Origin of the sequence: Micromonospora sp. D93, from assembly GCF_018070365.1 — a bacterium.
GTDB classification, from domain to species: Bacteria; Actinomycetota; Actinomycetes; order Mycobacteriales; family Micromonosporaceae; genus Micromonospora; species Micromonospora ureilytica.
Genome location: NZ_JAGPXW010000031.1, coordinates 80,319 through 88,912 on the forward strand (window position 1 = coordinate 80,319; position 8,594 = coordinate 88,912).

8 protein-coding genes are annotated in these 8,594 nt (G+C 71.8%); 5 read left to right on the top strand and 3 right to left on the bottom strand.

The features are described from left to right. Window positions 1–27 precede the first annotated feature (27 nt). Entirely contained in the window at window positions 28–1,872 is a 1,845-nt protein-coding gene (sucB, locus tag KBX71_RS27530) for a 2-oxoglutarate dehydrogenase, E2 component, dihydrolipoamide succinyltransferase (protein ID WP_210820689.1), read from the top strand. 62 nt (window positions 1,873–1,934) lie between these two features. Here the strand turns inward: sucB and KBX71_RS27535 are convergent, their stop codons facing one another. Continuing rightward, window positions 1,935–2,870: an SDR family NAD(P)-dependent oxidoreductase gene (locus KBX71_RS27535; protein ID WP_210820691.1), complete on the bottom strand. Its 936-nt coding sequence runs from the start codon at window positions 2,868–2,870 to the stop codon at window positions 1,935–1,937. A gap of 155 nt (window positions 2,871–3,025) precedes the next feature. Between KBX71_RS27535 and KBX71_RS27540 the strand changes: the two genes are divergently transcribed. Continuing rightward, entirely contained in the window at window positions 3,026–4,363 is a 1,338-nt protein-coding gene (locus KBX71_RS27540) for a low temperature requirement protein A (RefSeq protein ID WP_210820692.1), read from the top strand. 92 nt (window positions 4,364–4,455) lie between these two features. After that, window positions 4,456–4,938: a hemerythrin domain-containing protein gene (locus KBX71_RS27545; RefSeq protein WP_307847340.1), complete on the top strand. Its 483-nt coding sequence runs from the start codon at window positions 4,456–4,458 to the stop codon at window positions 4,936–4,938. Here KBX71_RS27545 and KBX71_RS27550 read toward each other — a convergent pair. Further along, on the bottom strand, window positions 4,935–5,321 hold the full coding sequence (locus tag KBX71_RS27550) for a MerR family transcriptional regulator (protein WP_210820694.1): 387 nt from the start codon (window positions 5,319–5,321) through the stop codon (window positions 4,935–4,937). The two genes, KBX71_RS27545 and KBX71_RS27550, sit on opposite strands and share 4 nt — an antisense overlap. Before the next feature lie 56 nt (window positions 5,322–5,377). Between KBX71_RS27550 and KBX71_RS27555 the strand changes: the two genes are divergently transcribed. Continuing rightward, window positions 5,378–6,376, top strand: a complete 999-nt coding sequence (locus KBX71_RS27555) for an aldo/keto reductase (protein WP_210820696.1) — start codon at window positions 5,378–5,380, stop codon at window positions 6,374–6,376. A 30-nt stretch (window positions 6,377–6,406) separates the two neighbouring features. Here KBX71_RS27555 and KBX71_RS27560 read toward each other — a convergent pair whose 3' ends face one another. Continuing rightward, complete coding sequence (locus tag KBX71_RS27560; RefSeq protein ID WP_210820697.1) at window positions 6,407–7,258, bottom strand: NmrA family NAD(P)-binding protein; 852 nt, start codon at window positions 7,256–7,258, stop codon at window positions 6,407–6,409. A gap of 308 nt (window positions 7,259–7,566) precedes the next feature. Between KBX71_RS27560 and KBX71_RS27565 the strand changes: the two genes are divergently transcribed. Next, complete coding sequence (locus KBX71_RS27565; protein ID WP_210820699.1) at window positions 7,567–8,484, top strand: TIGR01777 family oxidoreductase; 918 nt, start codon at window positions 7,567–7,569, stop codon at window positions 8,482–8,484. Window positions 8,485–8,594 lie beyond the last annotated feature (110 nt).

Consider the following 8,594-nt stretch of genomic DNA (forward strand, 5'->3'; position numbering starts at 1 on the left):
ACCAGGGGAATGAAGGAGTCTCAGAAAATGCCGGTATCGGTCACCATGCCCCGGCTCGGCGAGAGCGTCACCGAGGGCACCGTCACTCGCTGGCTCAAGCAGGAGGGCGACACGGTCGAGGTTGACGAGCCCCTGCTCGAGGTCTCGACCGACAAGGTCGACACCGAGATCCCGTCGCCCGCTGCGGGCGTGCTGAGCCGGATCGTGGTCGGCGAGGACGAGACCGCCGAGGTCGGCAGCGAGCTGGCCGTCATCGCCGGTGAGGGCGAGTCGACCGGCGGTGGCGAGGCCGCCCCGCAGGAGCAGGCTCCGGCCGAGTCGGTCGAGCCGGCCGCCGAGCCGACGGCCGCCGCCGAGGGCACCGCCGACGAGGTGGCCCAGGACGAGGCTCCGGCCGAGGCGCCGGCTCCGGCCGCCGCCTCGTCGGGTGAGGGCACCGCTGTGAAGATGCCCGCCCTGGGCGAGAGCGTCACCGAGGGTACTGTCACCCGCTGGTTGAAGCAGGTCGGCGAGACCATCGAGGTCGACGAGCCGCTGCTGGAGGTCTCCACCGACAAGGTGGACACCGAGATCCCGTCGCCGGTCGCCGGCACGGTGCTGGAGATCAAGGTCGCCGAGGACGAGACCGCTGCGGTCGGCGCCGACCTCGCGATCATCGGCGCTGCCGGCGGGGCCCCCGCCCAGGCGCAGCCCGAGCCGAAGCCCGAGCCGAAGGCGGAGGCCAAGCCGGAGCCGAAGGTCGAGCCGAAGCCGGAGCCGAAGGTCGAGGAGCCGACCCCCGGCATGTCGTACAACGAGCCCGCCGCGGAGACCGAGAGCTCGGCGCAGCCGGCGAAGACCGAGCAGGCCGCGCAGCCGGCCGCGTCGACCTCGACGCCGCCACGCCCGTCCGCCCCGGCACCGGGTGCCGGCGAGGAAGCCGCCGGGTACGTCACCCCGCTGGTGCGCAAGCTGGCCAGTGAGCACGGCGTCGACCTGGCCGCGCTCAACGGCACCGGCGTGGGTGGTCGGATCCGCAAGCAGGACGTGCTGGAGGCCGCCGAGAAGGCGAAGGCCGCCAAGGCCGCTCCTGCTCCGGCCGCACAGCCAGCAGCCGCGCCGTCGGCTGCCCCGGCCAAGCCGGCCGCGAAGCCGCAGCCGAGTGGCAAGCGGGGCACCACCGAGAAGCTGCCCCGAATCCGTAAGGCCATCGCCAAGCGGTTGCACGAGTCGCTGCACGAGATGGCGCAGCTCACCACAGTGGTCGAGGTGGACGTCACCCGGATCGCCAAGTTGCGGGCGCAGGCGAAGGACTCCTTCGTGCAGCGGCACGGCGTGAAGCTGTCCTTCCTGCCGTTCTTCGCGCTCGCCGCCATCGAGGCGCTCCAGACGCACCCGATCGTCCAGGCCAGCATGGACCTGGAAGGTGGCACGATCACCTACCCGGCGGCCGAGCACCTCGGCATCGCGGTGGACACCGAGCGGGGTCTGCTGACGCCGGTCATCCACAACGCCGGCGACCTCAACCTCGGCGGCATCGCCAAGCGGGTCGCCGACCTGGCCGAGCGGACCCGGACCAACAAGATCAGCCCGGACGAGCTGGCCGGGGCGACCTTCACGCTGACCAACACGGGCAGCCGGGGCGCGCTCTTCGACACCCCGATCGTGCCGTCGCCGCAGTCGGCGATGCTCGGCACCGGTGCCGTGGTCAAGCGGCCGGTCGTGGTCAACGACCCGGAGCTGGGCGAGGTCGTCGCGATCCGGTCGATGGTCTACCTGGCCATGTCCTACGACCACCGGCTGATCGACGGCGCCGACGCCGCTCGCTTCCTGACCACGGTCAAGGAGCGGCTGGAGGCCGGCAACTTCGAGTCGGAGCTGGGCCTGGCCTGATCCACACGCAATGCCGAAGGGCGCCCCGGTCGTCGACCGGGGCGCCCTTCCGTCTGCGGTCCTCAGCTCTTGAGCAGCGCGGTCGAGACCTTCCAGAGCTGCTCGGCGGCCTCCGGGTCCAGCGCGTAGTCGGCGACGCCGGTCCGGCCGCCGGGCTGGGCGGGGGCGGCCTCCTGACAGTCCTCGAAGTAACGCCCGCCCACGCCGTCGAGCAGCGGCGAGGCCGCGACCAGCACGGAGGTGGCGGCACCCTGTTCGACGGACTTCCAGGCCGCCGCGTTGCCGGCGCGCAGCCGGTCCAGTTCCTCCTGACTCACGTAGCGCTGAAGGTTGGTCCGGATCGCGCCGGGCATCAGCGAGTTGGCCGTGATGCCGTCGTCGGCCCAGAGCCGGGACGCCTCCACGGCGAACAGCACGTTCGCCGTCTTGGACTGCCCGTACGCCTGCCACGGCTCGTACTCCCGCTTGTCGTACTGAATGTCCTCGAAGACCACGGGTGAGCGCAGGTGGGCGGCGGAGCTGACCGAGACGATCCTGGCCCCGTCGCCGGACGCGAGGGAGGGGCGTAGCCCGGTGGCGAGCGCGAAGTGCCCCAGGTGGTTGGTGGCGAACTGCATCTCCCAGCCCTGCGGGGTCCGGGACAGGGGTGCGGCCATGATGCCGGCGTTGTTGACCAGGATGTGCAGTGGGCCGTCCCAGTTGGCCACGAAGTCGGCGACCGAACCCTGGTCGGCGAGGTCGAGCGGGGCGACCAGGACGCGGTCGTTGCCTGTGGTGGCGGTGATGTCGTTGGCGGCCTGCTGACCCGCGTCGGGGTTGCGGACGGCCAGGGTGACCTCCGCGCCGGCGCTGGCCAGGGCACGGGCGGTCTCCACGCCGATCCCGGAGGACCCGCCGGTGACGATGGCCCGCCGCCGGACGAGGTCCACGCCCCGGATCACGTCCATGGCCGTGGAGTGATGGGCGAACGAAGTGGTTATCAGGTTGTTCGTCGTCATTGTCCATCCTTGTCCGGGGTAGGGCGGACCGGCCGACCCGCTGCGGGAGGCAGTGGGTCCCGGTGCTTCCCCGACCCGGACCGGAGGTAACGCCGGACTCCGTCGCCATCGCGGTTCGGGCCTCCGACCAGCCCGGACGCTGCCAGAGTGGGGTCGTGGGCGGCTACCGGCGGGGTGGACAGCTGGGACCGGCCGTCCCGATCGCCCCCGGCGCCCGGGTGGACAAGTTCGAGGTCTTCTTCGACCTGGTCTTCGTCTTCTCGTTCTTCATCATCACCCGGGCCACCGCCGCGAACATCTCCGGCCGCCAACTGCTGCACGCCGGCCTGGTGCTCGCCGTGCTCTGGTGGATCTGGGTGGTACACAGCCTGGTCGCCACCCGGGTCCGGCTCGGCGAGGGCTACGTCCCGGTGCTCATGGTGATCGCGATGGTCGCCCTGTTCGCGTTCGCGCTGGCGCTGCCGCAGGCATTCAGCGACCCGAAGGGGAGCGCCGCCGGCCCGATGCTGGTGGCCATCAGCTACGTCGTGGTCCGGGCCGTACACATGATCCTTTATCAGCACGTGGTGCGGGACAGCCCGCAGGAGCGGCGGCAACTGCGGCGGTTCGCGCCGGAACTGGCGGTGAGCATCGTGCTGCTGCTGGCCGCCGCGCTCATCCCGCCGCAGATCACCGACCCCGACCAGGCCGCCATGGTGCGCGACGGGCTGTGGATCACTGTGATCGTGGTGCAGTACGCCACCGGCTTCATCGTCGGCACCTGGGGCTGGGGGGTGACAAGCGCCGAGCACTGGACTGAGCGCTACGACCTCATCCTGATCATCGCGCTGGGCGAGTCGATCATTTCCACCGGAGTGGGCGGCAATCTGCTCGGCAAGCCGGTCACCTGGCCGGCGGTGGCGGCCGCCGCGCTCGGCATCGTGGTCACCGCGGCCCTCTGGTGGGCGCACTTCGACTTCATCGGGCCGGCCGCCCGGATCGCCCTGCACGCGGCGGAGGGTGCCCCCCGGGTGGCGATGGCCCGGGACGCGTACGCGTACCTCTACCTGCCGATGATCGCCGGGGTGATCCTCTTCTCGATCGGCAACGAGGAGGTCCTGCACAAGATCACCGACCCGGCCGGCGGGATCGCGGAGAAGGCGGAGGGACCGGCCGTGCCGATGCTCTTCGGCGGATTGATCTGCTACTTCGCCGTCAACCTGCTGTTCCAGCTACGCACCCTGTACACCGTCAGCTGGACCCGCGTCGGCGTCATCGTGGTGCTCACGGCGGCCCTCCCGATCGGCCAGCACCTGCCGGCGCTGGGCGCGCTCACCCTCGCGACAGTGATCTGCGTGGCGCTGGTGGCCGTGGAGGTGATGGTGATGTCGGGTTCCCGGCACGCGTTGCGGGCCGCCGTCTTCGAGGAGCGGACCACCCACGAGGCCCACGAGGCCGCCTGGCGTGCGCGCTGGCACGACGTCCGGGAGACCGACGAGCCGACCACGCCGTGACCGCGTCGGGGTAGGCTCCGGCGCAGCGTCGCGGTGTACCCGGCACGAAGGCCGCCGTGGGCATGGAGGCGCGGGGACAGCATGGGACGAACGTGCACCCAACCGGTTCACCGGCCGGCCGGCTCGCCGCCGTCGGCAATCAGATGATCGAGATCCACCTCTGGCTCAGCGCGGAACTGGCCCGACTCCAGGCCAGCCTCGACACCCCGTCCCGGGACCTGCGGGCGCACTGCCTGACCTTCTGCGCCGCGCTCGGCCGACACCACACCGGTGAGGACGCGGGCGCGTTCCGGCTGCTGGCCGAGGAAGCCCCCGAACTGCGCCCGGTCATCGAAAACCTGATCACCGATCACGAGGTGGTGGCGGGGATCCTGGAACGGGTCGAGGCACTGCTGGGCGGCGACGCGGCGGTGCCGGTCGCCCAGGTGCGCGCCGAGTTGGGCGGGTTGGCCGCCCTGCTGGAGTCGCACTTCCGCTACGAGGAGAAGCGGCTGGTCACCGCCCTGAACGCGCTCACCGGTCGACAGGGGACGACCGAGGACCTGCTCGGCCTGACCGCGCCCGGTCCCCGCTAGCCAGCCCCCGACCCCGGCGCGGCACCGGGCGGGCGCTCGTAGAAGCGGATCTTCTCCCGCAGGTGGTCGTACTGGTGCTGGAGCAGGCGCATCTGCTCCTCGACCCGTGCGGCGTGGTGCCGCAGCAGCTCGTGCCGCTCGTCGGCGGTGTGCTCGCCGTCGCGGGCCAGTTGCGCGTAGCGGCGCATCTGCGCGATCGGCATCCCGGTATCGCGCAGGCAGCGGAACAGCACCAGCCAGCCGAGGTCGTCGTCGGTGAAGACCCGCTGCCCGCCCGCCGTCCGCTCCACGTCCGCGAGGAGGCCGATCTTCTCGTAGTACCGCAGAGTGTCCAGGCTGAAGCCGCTGCGGCGGGCGGCCTCCGAGGGGGCGTAACCGCTCATGTCGCGAGATCGTAGTGCTTGACCTGGAGCGCGCTCCAGGTTGGAGGCTGGTGACCATGACGACGACACGGACGCTGGGACGCAGCGGCATCACGGTGAGCGCGATCGGAATGGGGTGCTGGGCCATCGGCGGCCCACTCTGGGGTGACGACGGGCAGCCGTTCGGCTGGGGTGAGGTGGACGACGCCGAGTCGATCCGCACCATCCACCGGGCGCTCGATCTCGGCGTGACCCTCTTCGACACCGCCAGCAACTACGGCGCCGGGCACAGCGAGCGGATTCTCGGTCAAGCCCTGGCCGGGCGGCGGGACAGCGTGGTGATCGCCACCAAGTTCGGCAACGTCAGCGAGGAGACCACCCGGCGGGCGCTCGGCACCGACACCAGCCCGGCCTTCGCGGTGCGCAGCCTGGACGAGTCGCTCCGCCGGCTCGGCACCGACTACGTCGACCTCTACCAACTGCACATCAACGCACTGCCGGTGCCCGCCGCGCTCGATCTGGTCGACACCCTGGAGGCCCTGGTCGACCAGGGCAAGATCCGGGCGTACGGCTGGAGCACCGACGACCCGGCCTCGGCGGAGGCGTTCGCGGCCGCCGGCCCGCGCTGTGCCGCGATCCAGCACGACCAGTCGGTGCTGCGCGACAACGCGGCGGTGCTGGCGGTCTGCGACAAACACGACCTGGCCAGCCTCAACCGTGGGCCGCTGGCGATGGGGCTGCTCACCGGGTCGACCCGGGCGGTCGGGGCGGACGATGTGCGCGGGCGCGCCCCGGAGTGGTTGGAGTGGTTCACCGACGGCCGGCCGACACCACGCTGGGCGGCCCGGGTCGACGAGGTCCGCGCGGCGCTCACCGCCGACGGGCGCGCCCTTGCCCAGGGCGCGCTCGGCTGGCTGCTGGCGCGCAGCCCCCGTACCGTGCCGATCCCCGGCCTGCGCACGGTAGCCCAGGCCGAGGAGAACCTGGCCACCCTGACGCTCGGCCCACTGAGTGCCGAGTCGTACGCCGAGGTGGAGCGACTGCTCGCCGACCTGCGCCCGGCCCCTGCGGCCTGACCACCAGGCCGGTCCACGCCCCGGGCGCCGTCACCGGAAGTCGTCCGCGTGCTCGGCGGCCCACTGCCGGAACGTGCGCCCGGGGCGGCCGGTCACCTGCTCGACGTCCGGGGCGACCCAGGCGTTGCCGTCGAGATACCGGCCCATCTCCAGGAACCACTCGATCACCTCGGCGGGATAGGTGTCCTTCCAGTGCTCGCGGGCCTGCTCCGGGGTCAGTTCGTCGAAGCGCACCGGACGACCGATCGCCGCGCCGATCATCTCGACCGCGTCCCGGCGGCGGACCGGCTCCGGCCCGGTCGGCTGGTACACCCGGCCCGCGTGGCCGTCACGGGTGAGCGCGGCCAGGATGACCGCGGCGATGTCCGCCTCGTGGACCAGTGCGCTGTTCCAGTCCCCGAACGGTGCCCGGACCACCCCCTCGGCCCGGACGGTCTGCGCCCAGTCCCGGGTGTTCGCCATGAACTCGCCGGGGAACACGTGCGTCCACTCCAGACCCGAATTCTCGATCGCCCGGTGCAGCGGCCGGTGCGGGGCCTCGACTGGGTCGTCGTCGGCCCGGCTCGGATCGTTGTGACCGAGGTGGGTGACCCGACGGACGCCGGCCTTCCGGGCCAGCTCCAAGATCTCCACACCGGTGGTCAGCGGTCCGTACCCATCCATGGCGACCAGGTGCATGCGCGTCACGCCGCGCAGTGCCGGCGCCAACGTGTGGGGCCTGGCGAAGTCGCCCGCCAGCACCTCCACCCCGCTGGGCAGCGCGGCGGCCGCCGGCGACGCCGGATCGCGGGTCAGTGCGCGTACGTCGTGGCCGGCGGCCACCAGTTGCCGGACCAGGCTGCCTCCGACGGTTCCGGTCGCTCCGGTCACCAGGATCGGCATGGTTCCTCCTCAGGAATCGCCCGACGGTGGGCACGGTGAGCCGACCCCGCCAAACGGGAGCGCTCTCGGATGGCTCATGGTCAGCCAGATCGATGCGGGAAGCAATCGCGAACACCGCATTCACGTTCGCTCTGACCTGCGGAAACGCGCCAACCACCGAATGCGCCCCGGAGCTTTTTTCTGCGCCTGGGGCACCTGTTGACCTGGGCTTTCCCATTGTCGGGCGTGCCGGCGCACATTTCTTCGCCTGCCGGTGACGTCGGCCGCCCCGCGCATCCATCGGCGGCGTTCTGGACGAAGATGGGGGTATGCGCATCCTTCTGGCCGGCGCGTCCGGCTTCCTCGGCACCCGGCTGGCCGACCGGCTCGCGGCGGACGGGCACCAGATCACCCGACTGGTCCGTCGGTCGCCGGGCGACCCGCAGGAGCGGCGGTGGGACCCCGCCGCCGGGCAGCTCGACCCGGCCGTGGTCACCGAGGCCGACGCGGTGGTCAACCTGGCCGGCGCGGGCGTCGGCGACAAGCGCTGGGACGACGACTACCGGCGGTTGATCCGGACCAGCCGGGTGGACAGCACCACCACGCTGGCGACCACCATCGCCGGGCTCCCCGCCGCGGACCGACCCCGGGTGCTGCTCAACTCGTCGGCCGTCGGCTGGTACGGCAACACCGGCGACCGGGCGGTCGAGGAGGACGCTCCGGCCGGCGAGGGCTTCCTGGCCGACGTCTGCCGGGTGTGGGAGGCGGCGACCCGACCGGCCGAGGATGCCGGGGTACGCGTGGTCCGGCTCCGCACCGGTCTGCCGCTGGACCGTGAGGGCGGGATGCTCAAGCCGCAGCTGCTGCCGTTCAAGCTGGGCATCGCCGGGCGGTTGGGCAGCGGCCGGCAGTGGCTGCCGTGGATCTCGATGGCCGACTGGCTGGACGCGACCCGTTTCCTGCTCGACAGTGACATCGCCGGCCCGGTCAACGTGGTGGGGCCGAACCCGGTGACGAACGCCGAGTTCACCCGCGAACTGGCCCGGCAGCTGCACCGCCCGGCAATCGTCCCGATCCCCGCGCTGGCGCTCAAGGTGGTCCTCGGCGGCTTCGCCCACGAGGCCCTCACCAGCACCCGAGTCCTCCCCGGCGTCCTGGCCCGAGCCGCCTACCGCTACCAGCACCCCACCCTCCCCCAAGCCCTAAAAGCAGCCCTAACCCCCCTAACCCCGCCGCGCCCGGGTTGATCATGAAATTATTGCCACTCTCCTCGGCGTGTCGTGGCAATAACTTCATGATCAACAGGGGTCAGGGGGTGGGGCTAAGGGGTGGGGGTTAGCAGCCGATCACCCAGTAG